The sequence below is a fragment of the Sorangium sp. So ce693 genome (assembly GCF_051521375.1).
GTDB classification, from domain to species: domain Bacteria; phylum Myxococcota_A; class Polyangia; order Polyangiales; family Polyangiaceae; genus Sorangium; species Sorangium atrum.
The window spans coordinates 10135076-10155352 of record NZ_CP150347.1 but is presented as its reverse complement, the minus strand read 5'-3'; the positions used below and the strand labels follow the sequence as shown (position 1 = coordinate 10155352).

Genomic DNA, 20277 nt, shown 5'->3' with positions numbered 1-20277 from the left:
GCGCTGTTCGACTCTGTGCGCTCCTCCCCAGCGCCCCAAGACAGGAGCTCTTCCCCATGGTCATACATCGCGCGCGTCTTCCCCTCTGCCTTGCCGTCGCCGCCTCGTCCGCGCTCGCCGCGTGCGGGAGCGAAGGCGAGGAGCCGCTCGCCGCCCCTGGCTACGAGGAGCAGGCCGTGCTCGACGTGAAGGCGTTCATCCAGACGAACCTCGACGACCTCGCCTCCGCGGCGGCGGCGCTGCAGGCCGCTGCGCCCGAGCCGGACGAGGACGGGTGGAGCGCGGCGGCCGACAAGGACGCCGTCGACGCGATGAAGGCCGAGTGGAAGAAGGCGCGGTGGGCCTATGAGCACGTCGAGGGCGCGATCGCGGTCCTCTTCCGCGATCTCGATGTGTCCACCGACGCCCGGTATGACGCGTTCATCGAGGCGGCCGCCGACGCCGATCCGTTCGACGGCGAAGGGGTGACCGGCGTCCACGCCATCGAGCGGATCCTCTGGTCCGACGCCATCCCGCCTGCGGTCGTCGAGTTCGAGTCGGGCCTCGGAGCCAGGTACCGCGCCGCGGCGTTCCCCGCGACCGAGGCGGAGGCCAAGGCGTTCAAGCGCGGCCTCTGCGCCCGCCTGGTGGCGGACACGAGGAAGATGCAATCCGACTTTCGCGGGCTGGCGCTCGACGCGCCGTCGGCGTTTCGGGGGGTCATCGGCTCGCTCGGCGAGCAGGTCGAGAAGGTGGCGAAGGCCGCCACGGGCGAGGAGGAGTCCCGCTATGCGCAGTACACCCTCGCCGACATGCGCGCGAACGTCGCGGCCGGGAGGCTGACCTACGCTGCGTTCCAGCGCTGGCTCCTCTCGAAGGAGGGCGACGCCGCCGCGGTCGATCAGGCGATCCTCGATGGCTTCGAGCGGCTCGAGGATGCCTACGCCGCGCTCCCCGGCGACGCGCTGCCGCCGGTGCCCGACCTGTGGAGCTCCGAGGATCCGACGGCGGCGCAGCTCGAGACCCCGTTCGGCCAGCTCTTCTCGCTCGTTCAGCGCGAGAGCGATGACGCGGTGGAGGGCTCCCTGGTCCGCAGCATGGGCGAGTCCGCCGATCTGCTCGGCATCCCGGAGCTATGATCCACGAACGGCGACACCCACCTCAGGGGGCCTCTGTCATGCGCGCTGTGACGCCGGGCGCCTGAGCTTGCCTGCCCTGACGACCCGCCTCTTGAGTCTCTTGAAGAGGTCGAGAGGGAAGCTCTCGATCACGTCGACCCGATCCGCGATGAACAGCGCGACCCAGTGGGAGAGCCGGTGATCCGGGACCTTGTAGGCGGCGCGGCGCAGCGCCCCGCTCGCTCCTCTCGGCGGCAAGGCCGTGCTGAACACCGGCGTCGGACGGGCGCGCCCTGGGTGCCTGAGCACCAGCCCCTCGATCGGTTGCTGCTCGGGCTCGAGCCAGTGCGCGCTCTCCAGGAGGCGCGGCGGCACCTCCCTCGGGACGCCGGGCCTGTCCTCGGGGCAAAGATCGACTCCCCAGTACGGCAGCTCCCTCGGCACTACGATCTCGGCTTCCATGATCGCCTCCCCCTCGATGACCGAGCTCACTTGGCCCCCCGCGGAACGAGCACGCATTTGAGGATCCCGTCGGTCCTCGCCGCGAACACCCGGTACATCTCCGCGGCCGCATCGAGCGGAGCGCGGTGGGTGATGAGCGCCCTCGGGTCGAGGTTCCCGTTGCGGATGTGCTCGAGCAGGCGGGGCATGTACCGCTTCACGTCGCACTGCCCGGCCTTGATCGTCAGGCCCTTGTTCATGGCCGCGCCAACGTCGACGAGGTTCCACGGCGGCCCGTAGACGCCGATGATCGAGACCCTCCCGCCGCGGCGGACCGACTGGATCGCCCAGTTGAGGGCGACGGGCGATCCGGCCTCGAGCTTGAGCGCCTTGCCCAGCACGTCGTGCAGCGCCGAGCCGTTCGCCTCGAGGCCGACCGCCTCGACGCAGACGTCCGGCCCGCGGCCGTCGGTCATGTCCCGGAGCGTGGACACGACGTCAGGGGTCTTGCTGAAATCGAGCGTCTCTGCCTTGTTGTGCCGGCGCGCGAAATCGAGGCGGTAACCGACCGAATCGACGGCGATGACCCGGCGCGCGCCGAGGAGCCATGCGCACCGCTGGGCCACGAGGCCGACGGGCCCGCAGCCGAAGACGGCCACCGTGTCGGCGGGGCCGATGTCCCCCATCTCCGCGGCCTGGTACCCCGTGGGGAGGATATCCGAGAGAAAGAGAGCGTCCTCGTCCGAGAGGTCGTCGGGGATCTTCATGGGGCCGACGTCGGCGAAGGGGACGCGGACGCGCTCGGCCTGGCCGCCCTGGTAGCCGCCGGTGGTGTGCGAATAGCCGAAGATCCCGCTGGCGAGCGTGGTGAGCGGGTTCGTGTTCTCGCAGGCGGAGGTGCGCTCTCGCTGGCAGAAGAAGCACGTCCCGCAGGCGATGTTGAAGGGCACGACGACCCGGTCGCCGCGCTTCAGGGTCTGCACCGAGGCCCCGAGCTCCTCCACGACGCCGGTGAACTCATGGCCGAAGATGGTCCCCACGCGCGTGTCAGGCACGTATCCATGATAGAGGTGCAGATCAGAGCCGCAGATCGTGGCGCGACTCACGCGCAGGACCACGTCGTTCGGATGTTGAACCCGGGGCTCCGGGTTTTCCTCGACGCGGACGTTCCTCGGCCCATGGTATGTGAGCGCCAGCATTCGCACTACCTCCCACGCTGCTCGATGGAGCAATGCAAGGGGTGAACCAGGCGCGCGCGCTCGTGGGTGCACCTGGCGTAGGCATCGCCCTCCGGCCTTCGGGCGCACGTCCTCAGGACATCGAGGACATCGCTGCTGACGCCGACGGCGCGGGCGCCGTTCGCCCTTTCATCGGTCGTTCGTCGTCTTCTTCTCTTTCTTCGGTAACGGCGGCGGCTTCAGCTTCTTCGGGTCCTCGCCTCTCACGGCCTCGCGCGGCGCGTCGTCCTTGCGGAGGTGATACGCCGCCATCTTGCGCTTGAGGGTGTTCCTGTCGATGCCGAGCGTGCGCGCCGCGCGGGAGAGGTTGCCCTGATGCACCGCGAGCGCGCGCCCGATCGCGGCGCGCTCGGCCGACGCCACGGCCTCCGCGAGCGGCGCGACCTCCTGGCCGCCTACCTCCGACTCCGTCGCTCGCGCGAACCCGCCTGCGCCGCCGCTCGCCGGCCGTGCCGCCGGCGACGCGAGCTCCGGCGCGAGGTCGCCGACGTCGACCGTGTGTTCGCAGAACACGCCCCACCGCTGCACCTCCGCGCGCAGCTCGCGCACGTTGCCCGGCCAGGGGTGCTGGTAAAGGCTCCTCAGCGCATCGCGCGTCACCTCGAGCCCGCGCCCCTTGCGCCGCGACTGCACCTCGTCGAGGAACGCGTCGACGAGCACCTCGATGTCTCCACCCCGCGCGCGGAGCGGGGGAACCTCGATGATCGCGCCGCGGAGCCGGTAATACAGATCCTCGCGGAACGTCCCCTGCTCGACCATCGCCGCGAGGTCTCGGTGGGTGGCCGCGAGGACGCGGACGTCCAGCTCGATCTTCGCCTCGCCGCCCACCCGCCGCAGCGTCCCGTCCTGGAGCACGCGCAGCAGCGACGCCTGCACCCGCGGGGACAGCTCGCCGATCTCGTCGAGGAACAGCGTGCCGCCGTGCGCCTGCTCGAAGACGCCGCGCCGCCGCCCCGCGGCTCCGGTGAAGGCCCCCGCCTCGTGTCCGAACAGCTCGCTCGCGAGCACGCCCTCGGCGAAGACGCTGCAGTTCTCCGCGATGAACGGCCCTCTCGCCCGCGGGCTGTGCTCGTGGATCGCCCTGGCCGCGAGCTCCTTTCCGGTCCCGGTCTCGCCGACGATCAGCACAGGCACGTCGGTCGCGGCGACCCGGGCGATGCGGGCGCGGAGGAAGCGCATCGGCTCGCTCTCGCCCACGAGCACCGTGTCGCGCGCGCGCGCCTCGGCCCGCAGGCGCACGACCTCCTCGCGCAGCGCGCGGATCTCCGGGAAGCCCTCGATGTCGAGCCGGACCTCCCGCACCGGCCGCGGGTGCGGGTGCGGCACGAACGCCGCCGGGATCACCTGGAGCATGCGCGCCGGCAGGATCCCCGCCTGCACCAGGATGACCCAGAGCGTCTGCGCCTGCGGCGTGCCGGCCGAGAGCAGGACGTCCGTCGCCCACGCCGCCGGCGGGAAGGCGCGCTTGAGCTGCGCCGAGAGCTTCCCGAGCGCCCGGAAGAGCTTCGCGTGGTCCGACGGATCGTCGACGTCCACGACCCGGAGCTCGATCCGCGGCGCGCGGGCCCGCGCCCGCTCGACGAGCGCCCGCGACGGCGCCTCGCCCGCCGGGATGGTGAGGACCACGATCGCGTCGTAGCGGCTCTCTTCCTGGTCGAGGAGCCGCAGCACGGGCCCGCGATCGCCCTCGGGCCGGCGGCCGTGGTGCGCCGGCGCCGGCCCGAGCGTGCCCGCGTCCGACCACGTGAGGAGGAGGCGATTCACTGGTGCACTGTACACCAGGTGTGGTGCAATATGTACCACTTTATCTGGTGCGCAGCGCACCATGTAGAAGCGTTTTGCCGGCGTCGGGGCGGGCCGCGCGCTGGCACGGAAGCCGCAAGTCTCCTCCGCATGCCCATGGGCATTCCCATCCGCGTTTGCGCCTGCGTTTGCCGTATTGGCCGCTTGCCCCGGAGATCTCGATGAAAGCCCCCGCCGACAGCGCAGTCCTGCCTGCCCACGCCCGCCTCGTCGTCCGCGACGACGTCTGGCTCGAGGGCAACGCCGTCCAGCAGCTCGCGCGCGTCGCCGCGCTGCCCGGCTGCGTCCGCGCCGTGGGCATGCCGGACCTTCACGCAGGGCGGGGCATCCCCATCGGCGCGGCGTTCGCCTTCGCGGACCGGGTCGTCCCGGAGCTCATCGGCGGCGACGCCGGCTGCGGCGTGCGGCTCGTCGCGACGTCGATCGGCCGCATGGCGCCGGACGTCCTCGAGCGGCGCGCCCGGCAGGCCATGGACGACGATCCGCTCGCCGAGTGCGATCCGCGGGAGGTGTTCGAGCGAGTCTGGGAGCGCGGCGCGCGCGGCCTCGCCGAGCTCGACGGCGTGCCAGAGGCGCTCGCGCGGCTCGCGGCGGCGGAGCCCGAGGACGGCCTGCGCCCGAGCGGGGACGCCTCGCCGTACCGCGCGGGCTACGAGGGCGCGCTCGGCTCGGTCGGCGGCGGGAACCACTTCCTCGAGGTCGCCCGGGTCGGCGCGCTGCGGGACCCTGCGTCGGCGAAGGCCCTCGGCCTCTCCGCGGGGGAGCTCGTCGTCGTGGCGCACTCCGGCTCGCGCGGGCTCGGCGGCGCGCTCGGGCAGCGCTGGGGCGGCGCGGTGCTCGAGGGGGACGCGGCCGAGCCCTACCTCGGCGAGCTCGCCGGCGCGTGCCGCTTCGCGCGGGCGAACCGGCTCCTGCTCGCGTACCGGATGCTGCGCGCGCTCGGCGCCTCGCGGGCGTCGACGATCACGGGCGGGCTCGACCTCACCCACAACGACGTCGCGCGCGAGGCCGTGGGCGGCGAGCTGGCCTGGGTGCACCGCAAGGGCGCGGCGCCCGCCCGGGGCAGCGACTTCACCGTGGTGCTCGGGTCGCGAGGAGCGCCGTCGTGGGTGATGCGCTCGTGCGATGCGGAGGCCGGGCTGCGCTCCGTCGCGCACGGCGCGGGCCGCAAGATGGGGCGCAGCGAGGCACGCGAGAAGATCGCGGCCAGGTACCGGCGGCGCGAGCTCGCCCGCACGGAGCTCGGCGGCCGCGTCGTGTGCGACGACCCGGCGCTGCTGCTCGAGGAGCACCCCGACGCGTACAAGCCGATCGAACCGGTGATCGAGAGCCTTGTCGAGGCCGGCCTGGCGACGCCGGTCGCGCCGCTCGTGCCGGTGCTCACGGTGAAGCGATGAGCCGGTCGTGGGTGCAGATCAGCGCGGGGCGGGGGCCTGTCGAGGTGCGGCGCTTCGTGGCGCGGCTCGCCGAGCGCATGGAGGCGATCTGCCACGAGCGCGGGCTCGTGGTGGTCGACGTCACGGTGCACGGCGACGAGGACGCGCCGGCCTCGGTCGAGATCCTGGTGGAGGGCGACGCGCGGCGCTGCCTGGACGGGGAGCTCGGGACGCACGCGCTGGTCGAGCGGAGCGCGGCGCGGGGGAAGGCGGCGCGCAAGCGGTGGTTCGCGGGGGTGGCGATCCACGCTGCGGGGGCGGACGCCGTGGCGGGCGCGGGCGAGGGCGTCGACCTGAGCGAGCTCGAGATCTCGGCCTGCCGGGCGGGCGGGCCGGGAGGGCAGCACGTGAACAAGACCCTGTCGGCGGTCCGGATCCACCACCGGCCGAGCGGGATCACGGTGCGCGTGGCCGACGAGCGCTCGCAGCGCGCGAACGTCCGCCGCGGGGTGGAGCGCATCGCCGAGCGGCTCGCGGAGCGCGCCGCCCGGCGCGTTGCGGAAGGGGAGGCCGCGCGCTGGAGCGAGCACGACCGGATCGTCCGGGGAGAGCCGGTGAGGACGTACCGGGTAGGGCGGAAGAGCGTGCTCGTGGTGGCAGGGGCGCGGGAGGCGACCTGAGAGCGAGTCGGCCCCCCGCCTCATCGGTTCCCTCGGCTCTACCCGTTTAATCGTCGCGACGAACAGCCGATGAATCCTCCGTCGCCCGGCCGGTATCCTACTCCGCACGTCGACCCGACGGCTACAGCTGCCGCATGAAGGCGGTGAGATCGCTCTTCTCGTCGCGCGAGAGGTTCAAGCCGAGCACGATGTTGAAGAACTCCACCGTGTCCTCGAGCGTCAGGCAACGTCCGTCGTGCAGGTACGGCGGGCTGTCCTTGATGCCGCGCAGCGTGAACGTCTTGATCGGGCCGTCCCCCGGCTCGTCCTTGAGGAAGCGCTCGAGATGCAAGTCATGCTGCTGGTTGTCCAGATAGAAGGGCGCCGTGTGGCAGCTTCCGCATTGACCCTTGCCGAAGAAGATCTGCTCGCCTCGCAGCTCGCTCGGGGTCGCCTTCGTGCGGTCGAGGCGGCCGGTCGCCGGGTCGAGCTTGGGCGTCGGCGGGAAATCGAGCATGTTCTGCAGCTGCGCCATGTGGCTGACCTGGATGCGGTCGAGGATATTCATGCCCTTCTTCATGGCGTGGATGGCATCGCCGTTGAAGTAGGCCGTGCGCTGCTCGAACTCCGTGAAGTCTTCGACGGATCGCAGGCTCCGCTTCGAGCCGTGGATCTGCTGGTTGAACACCCCTCGCAAGCTCACCGTGTCGAGGCGGAGGCGCCGCTCCTGGGGGCGCATGTCCGGGTTCAGGTGAAACTGCCCCGTCGTATGGCCGTTGATGTGGCAGTCGAGGCACGTCACGCCGAGGCTCGGCTCACGCGACTTGCGATCGTCGGTCGGGTTGAACTCCTCCTGCGGGAACGAGGTCAGGAGGAGCCGGAGCCCGTCGAGCTGCACCGGCGTGAGGATGTCCTTGAAGAGCCGGTAGTAGTTGTTGATCGACACCACCTCCCCGCGCGAGACGTCGCCGAGCTCCGGCCGGTTGCTCAGGAACATCGCGGGCGGGAACTCGGGCAGGAACGCCTCCGGCAGATCGAAGTCCACGTCGAAGCGCTCGAGCCGCGGGAACATCTCGATCTGCATCTTCGGGAAGACCTGGCCGCCGTTCGCCTGCAGGGGATGGGGCAGCGACGGATACGGGAAGACGCCCTGCCGCTTGATCTCCAGGGGAGGCATGGCGGCCAGCTTCTCCCAGGTCAACCCGCTCTGGAGGCGCGCCGTCGGGCCCACGCAGAGCGGCTTGCCGCGCGACATCCTGGCGACGGGGTCGAATCTGGGCGTGAGATCGTAGCGCTGCTCGAGGAGCTTCTGCTGAGCGCGCATGACGTTGGGTTTGTTCGCGATCTCCCGCTTCATGATGGCGGTGGGATCCTCGTTCGGCTTGTCCGAGTTCAGCGGATCCCGGTAGAAGTCGAACCCCGAGACCCTGCCCTGCTTCGGTTGGCTCAGGAACACGGGAGAGGACGGCTCGGCGTTCCGCGCGTTGAAGATGTCGGAGAGGTCGTGGGCCGTCTTCCTCTGCTCCGGCCGCTGCACCGCGACCTGGCAAGCCTCCTGGGCGCGGGCGATCGCGTCGGGAGGCGGGGTCGGACAGCTCGTCTGTGCCCACACGCTGGCGATGCCGCAACCGACCAGCGATGTCGTGACGAGCGCGACGACGCCGCGGCAAATCGGCCTCTCTGAGAGCGCGACAGTCGCCCTTGACGAGGCTGGTCGGTTCTTGCTCATGCTCGTCCGTTTGCAATCGCTAGACCGATCCTCGAGCGGTCCTCGGACAGCGCGACATACCTCGCGGGCACAATCAAATACTGCAGGACCCGACAAACCGCGGGAATTTGAACAGCCCGGCCGAGTCTCGGACGGGCCGCTCCCAGACTACTGCTACCTGCCCGTCTTTACGTGGGCAAACCCGATCCTCCGGTCGCTGGAAGAGCAGGCGCGTGTGCCCATCTTCGGTGACTTTCCAATCGAGCTCGGCGCCACGGGCAACGAGGAGATGATCCTCGCCCGCTTCCGAGGCGATCCGCGCTACCAGGAGCTGTTTCGCGAGGCCTACCCCAAGGACGACGACCCGTTCACCTTTCTACGCATCGTCGAGGCGCTCGCGAGCTTCGAGCGTATGCTCGTCTCTGGCGACTCCCCGTTCGATCGGTACGTCCAGGGGCTCGACGACGACGCGCTCTCTCGCGTACGGGTCCGTGTCGAGCGCCTTCTCCCTGCACGAGGCGAGCTGCTCCTCGATCGGGCCGCCGACCCTGGCGAGCTTGCCGTCGGCGAGGACCCGCTTCCCGCGAAACTACATGCGCCGGATGCGGCCCGAGACCGCGATGGGCAGGTGAGGAAGTCTGCCCGGCGCTGCCTCCTCCAGGGCGAAGCCGGGAGGGGGCAGCGCGGGGACACGTCGGCGCGACGAAACGCCGCGGTGACTTGGTCCACTTCCTGCGGTACTAGCATCCCATGAGCGTCCTCATGCGGGTCGGCCGCTTGGATGCGGCCGCTCCCACGACAGCAGGTTCCGCGGCTCCCATCGTGGCACGGCGCAGGAAGGCCGCGCCTGCCGAAGAAGAAACGGAGCTTCAGCTCGGGCTGTCCTGGTTGCTCAAGCTGCGCTGGGGCGCGATCGCCGGACAGCTCATGGCCCTGGTGTTGGTCCGGGTGATCCTCGCGCTCGACTTGCCCTATGTGCCGCTTCTCGGCTTGGTGACGTTCACCGCCGCGACGAACGCTGGCCTCCTGCTGTGGGGACAGCCGTCTACCAGCACCTGGAGACTCCCTGCGGTCCTCGCGATCGATGTCGTCGTCCTCACGCTGATGCTGGCAGCCTCTGGAGGGGCGAGCAATCCCTTCACGGTCTTCTTTCTTGTGCATGTGGCGCTCGCCGCGCTGTTGCTCGAGGCCCAGCTGGCCTGGACGGTCGTCGTCCTCACCGTCGCGGGTTTCGCCGCGCTCTTCTTCATCCCGTCACAACACCTGGCGTCCCATGATCACGTGCCTTGGTCGACGCACCTGGTCGGGATGTGGATCGCCTATGTCCTCGCAGCAGGGTTCGTGGCGTACTTCGTCGGGCGTGTGTCGCGAGCGATCCGGGGTCGGGATCAGCGCTTAGCAGAGATTGCAAGCCTCGCAGCGCAGAACGAGCGCCTCGCCACGCTCTCGAGCTTCTCCGCAAACGCGGCGCACGAGCTCGGCTCACCGCTCGCCACCATCGGCCTCGCCGCGAAGGAGCTGGCGATCGGGCTTCGACGCGAGCCTCCGAGCAGCGGGCTGGCCGCGGACGCCGACCTGGTGTGTCGCGAGGTGGCTCGTTGTCGCGAGATCCTCGCCGACATCTCCGCGCGCGCGGGCGAATCCGTCGGCGAGATGCCGGTTCACGCGACGCCTGAACGGGTAGTTGCGGAGCTCCTTCGTCTCATGTCCCCGGCGCTCATCCCGCATCTTCGCCTCACGTACGACAACGACGCCAGCAGCCTTGCCGCGCTCGTGGCCCCGGTCAAGACCCTCGCGCAGATGCTCCACAACCTGATCCGCAACGCGTTCGACGCCCAGGAGGACGCCGATGTCGAAGCGCCTGTCGAGCTGCGAATCGTCGCGGGCGAGCGCCTCTGCTTCCATGTGCTGGACCGGGGGAACGGGCTCCCGGCACACATCCAGGCGAAGCTAGGTGAGCCCTTCGTGACGACGAAGGCGGACCGCGGCGGCCTGGGGCTCGGAGTCTATCTCGCGCGGGCCTACGCGGAGCGCACCGGCGGATACTTACTCTTCCAGGCTCGGCCAGGCGGAGGCTCCGACGTGGAGCTCTGCCTCGCTCCCGATGCCCTGCGGGGGGAAGCATGAGCCAGACCGCGCATCGTGAGCACGCCCATGAGAACGAGGGCCGCTCCGTTCTCGTCGTCGACGATGAGGACGCCTTTCGTGACCGTCTCGTACGCGCGCTTGCAGAGCGAGGCTTCGAGGCGTTCGGAGTGCCATCTGCCGCGGAGGCAATTCGCCACGCTCAGCTCGAAACTCCTGAGTGCGCAGTCGTCGATCTTCGCATGCCGCGCGCGTCGGGCCTCCATGCCGTGCGGAAGCTCCACGAGCTCGACCCCACCACCCGCATCGTGGTCTTGACCGGCTACGGCAGCATCGCGACGGCCCTGGACGCAGTTCGATCGGGGGCCGTCCACTATCTGACGAAACCCGCCGACATTGACGAGATTGTCGCGGCGTTCGACCACGACGGGTCGCCCGCTGACGAGCCGCCGCCGACCTCGGTCCCGTCGCTTGAACGTGTTGAGTGGGAACACATCGACCGGGTGCTAGTCAGCTGCGGTGGCAACATCACCCAGGCGGCGGCGCTCCTCGGGCTGCATCGTCGCTCACTGCAGCGCAAGCTCGGTAAGCGCCCAAGCCCGTGATGATCGAGCGCCGGCTCGCGAAGGCCGCGCGCTCGGGGCGAGGGGCCGCGCCGCGCGGAGGCCCGGGAGCGCCTTCGGGATGAGCCTGCCGCGATAATACGCGCCGCGCTCGACGGCACGCGGCCGCCGACGCCGCGACGCGGCGGGCAAGCGTCGCGGCTGGAGCCACGCGGCATTTCGTCGCGCGACCCTTGGCCACGCTGAAAAGCCGGCCGAGCTCGTGCACATAGGTGAGGCATGGACCTGCCTGTATTCCACCTCGACTTCCTCAACAACCGCATGCTCATCGCGATCATCGCGGTGCTGCACGTGGTCATCAACCATGGGATGGCAGTCGGTGGCATTCCGCTGGTGGCTTACCTCGAACGACGGGGCGTCCAGACCGGCGATGAGTCCTGGGACGCTCTGGCGCACCGCCTCCTCTCCTTCTTCTTCATCGTCACGACGACCGTCGGCGCGCTCACCGGCGTGGGCATCTGGCTCTCCGCGTCGCTCGTGAACCCGTACGCCATCGGGAGCCTGATCCGGGTCTTCTTCTGGACGTGGTTCACCGAATGGCTCGTGTTCGTGACCGAGGTCGTTCTCATCTTGGCCTACTACCTGAGCTGGAAGAGGTGGACCGGGCCGCGCAAGCGGGCGCACGTCAAGCTGGGCGCTGCGCTCTCCATCGCCTCATGGATCACGATGGCGCTGATCGTGTCCATCCTCGGATTCATGATGGACCCCGGCTCGTGGCGCACCGACCGAACGCTCTTTAGCGGGATGTTCAACCCGATCTACCTGCCGCAGCTCGCGTTCCGCACCCCCCTCGCCATGGTCATGGCAGGCGCGTTCGGCCTCGCCGCGTTGCTGTGGGTCACCAAGCGCGGATCGGCGCTTCGCGCGCAAGCGGTCAGGTCGATCGCCCACTGGTCCCTGCTCTGGACGCTCCCGTGCGTCGCGGGCGGCTGGTGGTATGCGCGCGTCGTCCCCGCGGCGATGCAGGCGAACATCCCCGTCGCGCTCCTCACGCAGCTGCTCGAGGGATGGGCGCGCACTGCGCTGTGGGTGCTAGGTGGCGCCTGCATCGCTATCGCGCTCGTGATGGCCTGGGGGGCCGCTCGTCCGGCTAGCCTCCGTCGCTGGGCGTTCGTCGTGCCCGCGGTGCTAACCGTCCTGCTCCTCGGCACGTTCGAGCGCGTGCGCGAGTTCGTTCGAAAGCCGTACGCGATCGCCGGGTATCTGTACGCGAACGGGCTCCGCGAGGAAGACTATCCGCTGCTGCAGCGCGACGGGCTCCTCGCGCACGCGACGTACACGGCGGTCCGCCGGATCACGCCGGAGAATGAGCTCGAGGCCGGGCGCGAGATCTTCAACCTCGCATGCACGAGATGTCACACGGTCGACGGTGTGAACGGCATCCGCGGGCTCCTCGAAGGCATGTACAGCAACCGCGATTCGTGGGACTACGCGGAGCCCTGGCGGCGTGATGCCATCGCCAGCTACATCGGGGCGATGCACAACGCGCGGCCCTTTATGCCGCCATTCCCCGGGAACGAACAGGAGAAGCAGGCTCTCGCAGCGTGGCTCGAGAGCCTTCAGACCCAGCGCGACGTCATCGAAGGAGCGCAGGTCACGGGGGTCGCGGCACCACCGCGGCCGAAGCGACGAAGCGACGGAACGCTCGCCGTCGACCCGTGACCGCTCCCGTCAAGAATTCAAGGATTCGCAGGACATGAACCCGACACCGATCCCGAGAGACATTCCCCTCCCGCTCCCAGCAAGTCAGGGACTGCTGGAGGGGCTGCTCGTCATTGCCTTCATCGCCCACATTCTCTTCGTCAACCTGATGGTGGGCGGCTCGCTTCTCGTGCTCGGCTTCGAGATCCGCGGCCTTCGTGACCGCGACTTCGACAAGCTCGCGCGCGCGCTCGCGGCGACCGTCACGGTCAACAAGAGCCTCGCCGTGGTGCTCGGCGTTGCGCCGCTCCTCCTCATCAACGTTCTGTACACGATCCACTTCTACACCGCGAACGCGCTCACGGGTACGGCGTGGATCCTGTTGATCCCGGCGATCGCGACGACGTTCCTTCTCCTCTACCTCCACAAGTACACGTGGGATCGGCTCGAGACACAGAAGGGGCTTCATATCGCGATCCTCGGACTCGCGGTAGCGCTTTTTCTCGTCATCCCGCTCGTGTTCTTGGCGAACGTGAACCTGATGATGTTCCCGGAGCGCTGGACTGGGGTTCGAGGTTTTCTCAGCTCGCTTCTGCTGCCGAACGTCTTCCCTCGATATTTTCACTTCCTCTGCGCGTCACTCATCCTGACGAGCCTCTTCGGAGTCTGGTACTTCGGCCGGAGCAAGTTTCCAGCCGAGGAGACCTTCGAGCGGCTCACGCGACCGCGGCTTCGGCGCATCTTCTACTCCGTCGCGTTCGCCGTCTCTCTGGCGCAGTTCATCGTCGGGCCGCTCGTGCTGTTCACGCTCCCTTCGAAGGGCTTCCACGTGTCGGTCGTAACCCCCATCCTGATCGGCGCTGGCGTTGCGGTCCCCGCGGTCTGGATGATGTGGAAAGAGCTGTCGGTCTCCGAGCCGCACGGCAAACGTCTGCCGCTCATCGTCGGGTACATCTCGCTCACCGTGTTTTGCATGGCCTTCGGTCGACACATGTACCGGGGCGTCGCTCTCGCCGAGCATCGAGCTGAAATGCAGGAGGTGACTCGCCGGTGGGTCGATGACTCGGCCCAAGGGGCGTACGATCTTCGCGTGGGACGTGAGCGCGCCGCCGCGGGCGTCAGCGATGGGCAACATCTCTTCCACAACACCTGCGGCGCCTGTCACGGCGTCGACCGTCGGATCGTCGGGCCGTCGCTCACCGAGATCGCTCAGATCTACGCAGGCAACCCGAACGGCATCGTGACGTGGGCCCGGGCACCCGGGAAGAAGCGCGCTGATGCGCCTCAGATGCCACCGTTCGCCTCGCTCGGAGACGAGCGCCTCCGGCAGATCGCCGAGTACATGCTGGAGACCGGGGCAGCGGCGCATTGAGCGCTACCGCGCTGAAGAGCTCCTGACGCCACGCTCGTGCATGGCGCCGGCGTCCAGTCCTCTGGGCCTGAACCTGCGTAGGCGGATCGGATCGGGCGCCGACTTCTCTGACGCGGGCGGAGAACCGCTGCATCGATGACGTTTCGTTTGCCGGGGCGATGAGCGCGCGCCCTGGCCCTGCTCGTGGGGTGCGGAGACGACGAGCGCAGCGGAGGCTCCACGGGCACGACGAGCCCGACGCGCGGGTCTCTGAGGCCCCAGCGCCGTGCGGGGCTGAGGCGGCGCGCGGTCTGCGCCGCTTCAGCGCCTTGCGGAGCTGCCGCTGAGGAGCTGCTCGACCTCTGCCTCGTGGTCGGGGCATCCGCGAGCGAGGAGCACGAGCAACGAGGAGCCGTCGTCCCGCGCCTCACGCGCGAGCACGAACTGGGCGGAGGTCTCGAGCCGCGCGCCGCGCGCGCTCGGGTCCTCGGGCGTCACGCGCACCCGCGCGGCCATGAGCAACCCCTCATGAAACTCGAAGCGAGCAGAGAGGGGCGCCCTGGCGGCCGCCGCATCGCCCCGCGACCACTCCATCGAAGGCCCGGCGCAGCCCGTGGCCTCGCTCCAGCGTCCGGTCGGCCCAGCGTCGAAGCGCCGGACGACCTCGCTCGCCGTCATCCCGAGCTCGATCCCGTGAATGGCGAAGGCGCCGTTCGCCGACGGAGCGAAGGAGAGCGCCGTGAGCGTGACGATTCCCAGCCCCGCGGCGACGAACGCGGCGCCGATCGCGCGGCCCCCCATCCACGCTCGCCGCCCGGCAGTCGGCTCACCTGCGCTTTTCGACCCGCGTAAGGACACGGCGGGCGTCCTCCGTCTCGTAGAAATCGAACGCGATACGGTCGCCGACCTCGATACCGTCGAGCTGCGACGGGCCCTGGGGCTCGAACGACATCGTCATCGCGCTCATGTAGCCCGGGATGTCGTCGTGCGCGATGTTGACATAGGCGCGCCCAGGGCCGAGCGAGCGGACGGCGCCCGTCGCGTGGTGGACACGCGGAGCGGCGGTGGACGCTTTCGAGCACGCGACCGTGAGGCTCGTTGCGATCGCCGCCCCGAGCAGCAGGGACCGCGCGAGATGAACGGCGCCGAGGCGAGAGCACATCGATCGGCTCATGTCAGCTCCTTCGAGGCCAATCGCTCCGCGTCGCGGACGAGCTCGTTCATTCGTTCTTCATCGCCGATTTGATAGTAGCCACGAATGCGACCGAGCCCATCGACCAGGACGAACCATTCGCCGTGCATGATCGCGCCGAGCCCGGCCGAAGGGTCGGCTCGCTCGAAGCGGATCTTGAACCCCTTCACCACCACGCGATTCAGCTCCTCGCTCCGACCGGAGAGGAACGACCAGGCACCACGGCCGCTGCTGTAGCGCGCCGCGTACGAGCGCAGCACGTCGGGTGTGTCGTTCTCCGGGTCCAGCGTGATCGAGATGAGGTGGATGGGGAGCGCCTGTCCGCGCGCCGCGCTGCGCTGGGCGATCCGCTCCTGGAACGCCGCCATCTGCGCCGACAGCCTCGGGCAGGACACGGGGCAGCTCGCATAGAAGAAGTCGACGATCAGCGTCTGCTCGCGGAGCGACTCCCGCGTGACGGGGCGAGCGTCCTGATCCGTCATCGAGAACGCCGGCATCTCGCCGAGCACGGGCGGCGAGGCGGGCGCCTCGCGCACGCGCGACCGCACGCCGAGGAGCGCGATCCCCGCGAGCGCAGAGACGCAGAGCCCGATCTGCACCGGGCGCAGGCGGCCGCGCCGGCGAACCGGCGCTCCGACACCTGCCAGCGATGGCCGCGAAGATGAAGATGTGGAGGGGGAGAGAACCTCGTGCGGCATGCGCGCGACATTAGGTCGCGCCGTGCAGGTCGAGCAATGCGTCACGGTGTCGCATCCCGTCGAACGATGCTGCCCTATCGCGGCCTCCGGCGCGCATCTGGCCGCGTGGTGACCAGCGCGACATCGTGTCGCAGGGCCGTGGAGGCCGGCAGCGGTAGTCTGCTTCGCCATGAGCCAGCGAGAGCACCGCGGCGCTGCGAACGACTCGGTCCGTTCCCCTCACGGCGCGCGCGACGTGAGTTCGCCTCTGCGTGTCCGATCGCCGCGGAGTCGGCGCTGGCGCCGCGCGGTGGCGCTGGCCGCCGCCGTCGCGGGCGTGGCGCTCAGCGCTAGGGCCGAGCCCGCGCCGCCCAGCCAGGCCGCCTCCGAGCTCGTCGACTCGACCCCGGCGCCTGGCGAGAGGGCGCTCGCAGCGCGTCTGCTCGCGCCTTGTTGCTGGGATCAGACGCTCGATGTCCACGAATCGGAGGTGGCACGCGATCTTCGTCGCGAGATCCACGCGCGCCTCCGTCGGGGCGAGGCGGCCGATGCCATCGAGCAGGACCTCGTTGTGCGTTACGGCGAACGCCTCCGCGCGGCGCCCTCGTCGGGCACGCTCGGCCAGGTCGCGCTGGGATTGATGCTGGGCATCGCGGTGACCTTCCTCGGGCTCTTTGCCCTGCTGCGATCGTGGCGGAGCAACGCAGCGCAGGCCGCTCCGTCCGGAGGCACCCTTGCGGCTGCGCGCGACGAGTACGACGAGCGCCTCGACGACGAGCTCCGGGAGCGCGACGCGTGAGTGCCCACGCCATTCCGGTTGATTGGAGAGGAGGCTCAACAGGGACATCTCGTTATGACCGCGGCGCAGTGGCCGCGTCGGAAAGCTCTTCTCCCGGATTCGGCCCGCTGCCCTTGAAGGATGGCCACGAGCTGCGACAAATTGCTGCACCCAGGAGCGACGAATTTCGAGTAGGCTCCGCTCCGGTGCGGTGGTGACGCCGTTGTGGCTTCGTAGCTTGAAAGGTTGCCCGATGGTTTGTTCAATGGCTCGTGTCACGCTCCTCGTCGTGGCCTGTCTCGCGGCTCTGAGCGGGTGCGGCGGGAGCGATGAGGACGTCGTCTCGAAGACGTTCGCGCTGCGCTTCGCCGCCAAGGTCGGCGACAGGCCGTTCGCCTGCACCGACACATTCGATGGAGTCGGCACGACCGGATCGTCGATCAATGCGCTCGATTTTCGCATGTACGTCTACGACGTGCGGCTCGTTCACGGGGACGGGTCCGAGGAGCCCCTCTCGCTCGAGCAGGATGGCCAGTGGCAGCGCGACAAGATCGCGTTCCTCGACTTCGAGGATGGCACGGGCTCCTGCGAGACCGGCAGCCCGGAGACGAGGACCGAGGTCGTCGGCACTGCCCCCGCCGGCGATTACGCTGGTGTCAGGTTCAACGTGGGCTTGCCCCCGGAGATGAACCACCTGGACGCGGCGACGGCCCCGGCGCCACTGAACATTCCCGGTATGTGGTGGTCGTGGAAGGGCGGCTACAAGTTCGTGCGCCTCGACCTCATCTCGACGATGAACCCGACCTACTTCTTCCACCTCGGGGGTACGAAGTGCGAGGGGACCGTGAGCGAGGGTTACTCGTGCGCCGCTGACAACCTCGCCGAGATACGTATCGACGGGGTCGACCCGGATTCGAGCACCATCGTCTTCGACATCGCCAGGTTCTATGCTGAGTCCGACCTCGACCACCAGATCGACGGCGAGACGGATCGCACCTCCGGTTGCATGTCGTTCGAGGGTGACCCAGAATGCCCGCCCGTCTTCAAGGCGCTTGGAATGGGCTTCGATGGCGTGAACCCGTCCGCTGCGCAGACCGCCTTCCGGGTGGAGTGAGATGTACATCCTTGGAACAGGGACCTGCCTGCTCGCGCCGCTCTTGGTCTGTGCGCTTGCCGGCTGCGGTGCCTCCGACGAGGGCATGGATGGCCCGAGCGACGCAGAGATCCTCCCGGGCGACCCTCGCTTCGAGCGCGATCCGGCGCTCGACGTGGAGAACATCAGCGCCGCTGCGGAGAAGCGCAGCCACAACATGGGGCAGAACTGCTTCGGCTGCCATCAGCCCCATGGGCCTGGCAAGGGGCTCTTCACCACGGCCGGGACGGTGTACGCGCCGTCGGGCGCGCCGGTGACGGGCGGAGCGGTCGAGCTCCGCACGGCCGGGGGAGGCGAGGGAGATCTCGTGCTCTCCGTTGCCATCGACGGGAACGGGAACTTCTTCACGACCGAGCCGCTGCCCTTCCCGGACCAAGCGCTGTTCTTCTTCGTGCGGTCCCAGGACGGCGAGGGGACGAACGAGATGCCGTTTCCATCCATCTCTGGAGCGTGTAATCTGTGTCACAACGAACAGCGCCGCATTCTGCTGGAGTGATCCGCGCGAGCACGTCGGCGGCGCTCGTCGCGCTCGCGGCGGCGTCATGTGGGAGCGAGACGGAAGCGACCTTGCCGGTCGACAGCTACGAGCTCGCCTTGCCCGTCGGCTTCCCGAAGCCGTGGGTGCCGCCCGACAACCCGATGAGCGAGGCGAAGGTCGCGCTCGGGCGCGCCCTGTTCTTCGACGAGCGCCTGTCGGGCAACGGCACCATGGCGTGCGCCTCGTGTCACGAGCGCGACAGGGGGTTTGCCGACGGCAAGCCTACCCCGACAGGCTCGACAGGGGACGCGATCCCGCGCAACGCGATGGGGCTGGCCAATGTCGCCTATTTCCCGCTGCTCACGTGGGGCAACCCCACGCTGTCGTCGCTCGAGGAGCAGGCGCTCGTCCCGATGTTCGGCGAGAACCCGGTCGAGCTCGGGATCACCGGGGCCGAGGACGTCGTGCTCGGCCGGCTCCGCGACGATGAGGCGTACAAGGCCGCGTTCGTCGCCGCGTTCCCCGGCGAGAGCGAGCCGATCACGTTCGATACCGTCGTGAAGGCGATCGCGACGTTCGAGAGGACGCTCCTCTCCGGGCGCTCCGCGTACGATCGTTACACGTACGGCGGAGAGGCGGGAGCGATGTCCGACGCGGCGTTGCGCGGGATGGACCTCTTCTTCTCCGAGCGGCTCGAGTGTTATCACTGCCACAGCGGGATCAACCTCACGACCGCCTTCCGGAGCGCCGAGACGAAGCAGGCGGAGATGGATTTCCACAACACCGGCCTCTACAACCTCGGCTCGGACGGGGACTATCCGCCCGGCGGAGAGGGGCTGTTCGAGTTCACCGGCGACCCGGCGGACAAGGGGAAATTCCGCGTGCCTTCGCTGCGCAACGTGGAGCTGACGGCGCCTTACATGCACGACGGGAGCGTGGCCACCCTGGACGAGGTCGTCGACCACTATGCCGCAGGAGGCAGGACCATCGACGACGGGCCGTTCGCGGGTGTGGGCAGCGAGAACCCGAACAAGAGCACGCTCGTCAGGGCTTTCACCATCACGCCGGAGGAGAAGGCGGACGTCGTGGCCTTCATGAAGAGCTTGACCGATCCGGAGTTCGCAGCCGTGGTGGACAGCGCGCCGGCGCCGTAGCCGGGTGGGTGGCAGTTACATCGGTCACATCGGCCGGCCCCCGCTCGCGCGGACGATCTCCCCCGTGACCGCGGTGTTCGCCGCCGAGCACAGGAACACGATCGTTGACGCCACCTCCTCCGGCCGCAGCAGCCGCCCCACGGGATACGCCTTCCCGCGCTGCGCGACGAACTCCGGTGATACATGCGCGCTCACCTTGTCGGTCAGCGTGAAGCCCGGCGCCACCACGTTGGCCAAGATCCCGTGCGGCCCGAGCTCGCGCGCGAGCACGGACGTGAGCCCGTGGAGCGCCGCCTTGGCGGCGGCGTACGGCCCTGCGCCCACCACCCCGTCGAGCGCCACGCCCGAGGAGATGTTGACGATCCGCCCCCATCCGCGCGCGCGCATCGAGGGCACCGCGGCCTGGATCGCGGCGAAGGCGCCGTCGATGTTGTCGTGGATGACGCCCTGCCACTCCGCGAGCGGGATGTCCTCGAAGCGCGGCGCTTCCCAGGGCAGGCGCTCGCTCCAGCGGACCGCGTTGTTGACGAGCACATCGATCTGCCCGAAGCGCGCCAGCGTGGCCGCGACCGCTCCCTTGGCGGACTCGACCGATCCGAGGTCGAGCTCCAGCGCGAGCGCCTCGCCGCCTCGCCGCTCGATCTCCTGCACGACCTCTCGGGCCTTCTCCCGCTCGCTCCGGTAGGTGAGCGCCACGCGGGCCCCCTCGGCCGCGAGCTGCAACGCCACCTCCTTGCCGATCCCCTGCGAGCCACCGGTCACCAGCGCGGCTCTCTTCTCCAGCCCCAGATCCATGTGACACCTCGCTTTCGACAGGAAGGTA

General features: G+C 69.3%; 20 protein-coding genes. 12 read left to right on the top strand and 8 right to left on the bottom strand.

Translation table 11 applies throughout. The annotated features are described in order from the left end of the window. Nucleotides 1-56 precede the first annotated feature (56 nt). Nucleotides 57-1118 (top strand): imelysin family protein, encoded by a 1062-nt coding sequence (locus tag WMF14_RS37925; RefSeq protein WP_437794369.1) that lies wholly within the window; start codon nt 57-59, stop codon nt 1116-1118. Between the two features lie 36 nt (nt 1119-1154). Here the strand turns inward: WMF14_RS37925 and WMF14_RS37920 are convergent, their stop codons facing one another. From WMF14_RS37920 to WMF14_RS37910, 3 genes are all read right to left on the bottom strand, one after another. Further along, on the bottom strand, nt 1155-1589 hold the full coding sequence (locus WMF14_RS37920; RefSeq protein WP_437794366.1) for a hypothetical protein: 435 nt from the start codon (nt 1587-1589) through the stop codon (nt 1155-1157). After that, complete coding sequence (locus tag WMF14_RS37915) at nt 1586-2737, bottom strand: zinc-dependent alcohol dehydrogenase (RefSeq protein WP_437794364.1); 1152 nt, start codon at nt 2735-2737, stop codon at nt 1586-1588. The genes WMF14_RS37920 and WMF14_RS37915 overlap by 4 nt, the downstream gene beginning before the upstream one ends. A 168-nt stretch (nt 2738-2905) precedes the next feature. Next, nucleotides 2906-4540, bottom strand: a complete 1635-nt coding sequence (locus WMF14_RS37910; protein ID WP_437794362.1) for a sigma-54 interaction domain-containing protein — start codon at nt 4538-4540, stop codon at nt 2906-2908. 200 nt (nt 4541-4740) lie between these two features. On the opposite strand from WMF14_RS37910, the gene WMF14_RS37905 reads away from it, so the two are divergent. Both WMF14_RS37905 and WMF14_RS37900 read left to right on the top strand, forming a co-directional pair. After that, nucleotides 4741-5976: an RtcB family protein gene (locus tag WMF14_RS37905; protein WP_437794360.1), complete on the top strand. Its 1236-nt coding sequence runs from the start codon at nt 4741-4743 to the stop codon at nt 5974-5976. Further along, the gene (locus WMF14_RS37900) at nt 5973-6635 is read left to right on the top strand and encodes a peptide chain release factor-like protein (protein ID WP_437794358.1); all 663 of its coding nucleotides are present in this window, start codon (nt 5973-5975) and stop codon (nt 6633-6635) included. Before WMF14_RS37905 ends, WMF14_RS37900 begins: the two co-directional genes overlap by 4 nt. Nucleotides 6636-6756: 121 nt before the next feature. Here WMF14_RS37900 and WMF14_RS37895 read toward each other — a convergent pair whose 3' ends face one another. Next, nucleotides 6757-8343 carry a cytochrome B6 gene (locus tag WMF14_RS37895; RefSeq protein ID WP_437794356.1) on the bottom strand — a complete coding sequence of 529 codons (1587 nt, stop codon included), beginning with the start codon at nt 8341-8343 and terminating at the stop codon, nt 6757-6759. Here WMF14_RS37895 and WMF14_RS37890 point away from each other — a divergent pair. The 5 genes from WMF14_RS37890 to WMF14_RS37870 all read left to right on the top strand — a co-directional run bounded on the left by WMF14_RS37890 (nt 8234) and on the right by WMF14_RS37870 (nt 14043). Next, a complete protein-coding gene (locus tag WMF14_RS37890; protein WP_437794353.1) occupies nt 8234-9076 on the top strand; it encodes a cytochrome c peroxidase in 843 nt (280 codons plus the stop codon). The genes WMF14_RS37895 and WMF14_RS37890 overlap by 110 nt on opposite strands. A gap of 68 nt (nt 9077-9144) precedes the next feature. Continuing rightward, on the top strand, nt 9145-10449 hold the full coding sequence (locus WMF14_RS37885; RefSeq protein ID WP_437794350.1) for a sensor histidine kinase: 1305 nt from the start codon (nt 9145-9147) through the stop codon (nt 10447-10449). After that, complete coding sequence (locus WMF14_RS37880) at nt 10446-11012, top strand: response regulator transcription factor (RefSeq protein ID WP_437794348.1); 567 nt, start codon at nt 10446-10448, stop codon at nt 11010-11012. Before WMF14_RS37885 ends, WMF14_RS37880 begins: the two co-directional genes overlap by 4 nt. Before the next feature lie 237 nt (nt 11013-11249). Next, nucleotides 11250-12692: a c-type cytochrome gene (locus WMF14_RS37875; RefSeq protein ID WP_437794345.1), complete on the top strand. Its 1443-nt coding sequence runs from the start codon at nt 11250-11252 to the stop codon at nt 12690-12692. Between the two features lie 34 nt (nt 12693-12726). After that, nucleotides 12727-14043, top strand: coding sequence for a c-type cytochrome (locus WMF14_RS37870; RefSeq protein ID WP_437794342.1), 1317 nt, complete (start codon nt 12727-12729; stop codon nt 14041-14043). Nucleotides 14044-14343: 300 nt separating this feature from the next. On the opposite strand, the gene WMF14_RS37865 is transcribed toward WMF14_RS37870, so the two are convergent. The 3 genes from WMF14_RS37865 to WMF14_RS37855 are packed head-to-tail and all read right to left on the bottom strand — an operon-like array spanning nt 14344 to nt 15813. Next, complete coding sequence (locus WMF14_RS37865; protein WP_437794339.1) at nt 14344-14823, bottom strand: hypothetical protein; 480 nt, start codon at nt 14821-14823, stop codon at nt 14344-14346. A gap of 25 nt (nt 14824-14848) precedes the next feature. After that, nucleotides 14849-15196 carry a copper-binding protein gene (locus WMF14_RS37860; protein WP_272104224.1) on the bottom strand — a complete coding sequence of 116 codons (348 nt, stop codon included), beginning with the start codon at nt 15194-15196 and terminating at the stop codon, nt 14849-14851. Beyond that, nucleotides 15193-15813 carry an SCO family protein gene (locus tag WMF14_RS37855; RefSeq protein ID WP_437794337.1) on the bottom strand — a complete coding sequence of 207 codons (621 nt, stop codon included), beginning with the start codon at nt 15811-15813 and terminating at the stop codon, nt 15193-15195. Before WMF14_RS37855 ends, WMF14_RS37860 begins: the two co-directional genes overlap by 4 nt. A 268-nt stretch (nt 15814-16081) precedes the next feature. On the opposite strand from WMF14_RS37855, the gene WMF14_RS37850 reads away from it, so the two are divergent. The 4 genes from WMF14_RS37850 (at nt 16082) to WMF14_RS37835 (ending at nt 19454) form a co-directional block, all read left to right on the top strand. Further along, nucleotides 16082-16690, top strand: a complete 609-nt coding sequence (locus tag WMF14_RS37850) for a cytochrome c-type biogenesis protein (protein ID WP_437794334.1) — start codon at nt 16082-16084, stop codon at nt 16688-16690. A gap of 244 nt (nt 16691-16934) precedes the next feature. Further along, the gene (locus tag WMF14_RS37845) at nt 16935-17783 is read left to right on the top strand and encodes an MbnP family copper-binding protein (protein ID WP_437794331.1); all 849 of its coding nucleotides are present in this window, start codon (nt 16935-16937) and stop codon (nt 17781-17783) included. A 1-nt stretch (nt 17784) separates the two neighbouring features. Then, nucleotides 17785-18318: a carboxypeptidase-like regulatory domain-containing protein gene (locus WMF14_RS37840; RefSeq protein WP_437794328.1), complete on the top strand. Its 534-nt coding sequence runs from the start codon at nt 17785-17787 to the stop codon at nt 18316-18318. Then, nucleotides 18315-19454 carry an MbnH family di-heme enzyme gene (locus WMF14_RS37835; RefSeq protein WP_437794325.1) on the top strand — a complete coding sequence of 380 codons (1140 nt, stop codon included), beginning with the start codon at nt 18315-18317 and terminating at the stop codon, nt 19452-19454. Before WMF14_RS37840 ends, WMF14_RS37835 begins: the two co-directional genes overlap by 4 nt. Nucleotides 19455-19478: 24 nt before the next feature. Here WMF14_RS37835 and WMF14_RS37830 read toward each other — a convergent pair whose 3' ends face one another. Then, nucleotides 19479-20249, bottom strand: a complete 771-nt coding sequence (locus WMF14_RS37830) for an SDR family NAD(P)-dependent oxidoreductase (protein ID WP_437794322.1) — start codon at nt 20247-20249, stop codon at nt 19479-19481. Between the last annotated feature and the right edge of the window lie 28 nt (nt 20250-20277).

Excerpts from the sequence above, each read along its gene's own strand:
- WMF14_RS37925 (WP_437794369.1), top strand. The coding sequence starts at position 57 with ATGGTCATACATCGCGCGCGTCTTCCCCTCTGCCTTGCCGTCGCCGCC.
- WMF14_RS37915 (WP_437794364.1), bottom strand. The coding sequence starts at position 2,737 with ATGCTGGCGCTCACATACCATGGGCCGAGGAACGTCCGCGTCGAGGAA.
- WMF14_RS37905 (WP_437794360.1), top strand. The coding sequence starts at position 4,741 with ATGAAAGCCCCCGCCGACAGCGCAGTCCTGCCTGCCCACGCCCGCCTC.
- WMF14_RS37900 (WP_437794358.1), top strand. The coding sequence starts at position 5,973 with ATGAGCCGGTCGTGGGTGCAGATCAGCGCGGGGCGGGGGCCTGTCGAG.
- WMF14_RS37890 (WP_437794353.1), top strand. The coding sequence starts at position 8,234 with ATGCCGCAACCGACCAGCGATGTCGTGACGAGCGCGACGACGCCGCGG.
- WMF14_RS37895 (WP_437794356.1), bottom strand. The coding sequence starts at position 8,343 with ATGAGCAAGAACCGACCAGCCTCGTCAAGGGCGACTGTCGCGCTCTCA.
- WMF14_RS37880 (WP_437794348.1), top strand. The coding sequence starts at position 10,446 with ATGAGCCAGACCGCGCATCGTGAGCACGCCCATGAGAACGAGGGCCGC.
- WMF14_RS37875 (WP_437794345.1), top strand. The coding sequence starts at position 11,250 with ATGGACCTGCCTGTATTCCACCTCGACTTCCTCAACAACCGCATGCTC.
- WMF14_RS37870 (WP_437794342.1), top strand. The coding sequence starts at position 12,727 with ATGAACCCGACACCGATCCCGAGAGACATTCCCCTCCCGCTCCCAGCA.
- WMF14_RS37865 (WP_437794339.1), bottom strand. The coding sequence starts at position 14,823 with ATGGGGGGCCGCGCGATCGGCGCCGCGTTCGTCGCCGCGGGGCTGGGA.
- WMF14_RS37860 (WP_272104224.1), bottom strand. The coding sequence starts at position 15,196 with ATGAGCCGATCGATGTGCTCTCGCCTCGGCGCCGTTCATCTCGCGCGG.
- WMF14_RS37850 (WP_437794334.1), top strand. The coding sequence starts at position 16,082 with ATGAGCCAGCGAGAGCACCGCGGCGCTGCGAACGACTCGGTCCGTTCC.
- WMF14_RS37845 (WP_437794331.1), top strand. The coding sequence starts at position 16,935 with ATGGCTCGTGTCACGCTCCTCGTCGTGGCCTGTCTCGCGGCTCTGAGC.
- WMF14_RS37840 (WP_437794328.1), top strand. The coding sequence starts at position 17,785 with ATGTACATCCTTGGAACAGGGACCTGCCTGCTCGCGCCGCTCTTGGTC.
- WMF14_RS37830 (WP_437794322.1), bottom strand. The coding sequence starts at position 20,249 with ATGGATCTGGGGCTGGAGAAGAGAGCCGCGCTGGTGACCGGTGGCTCG.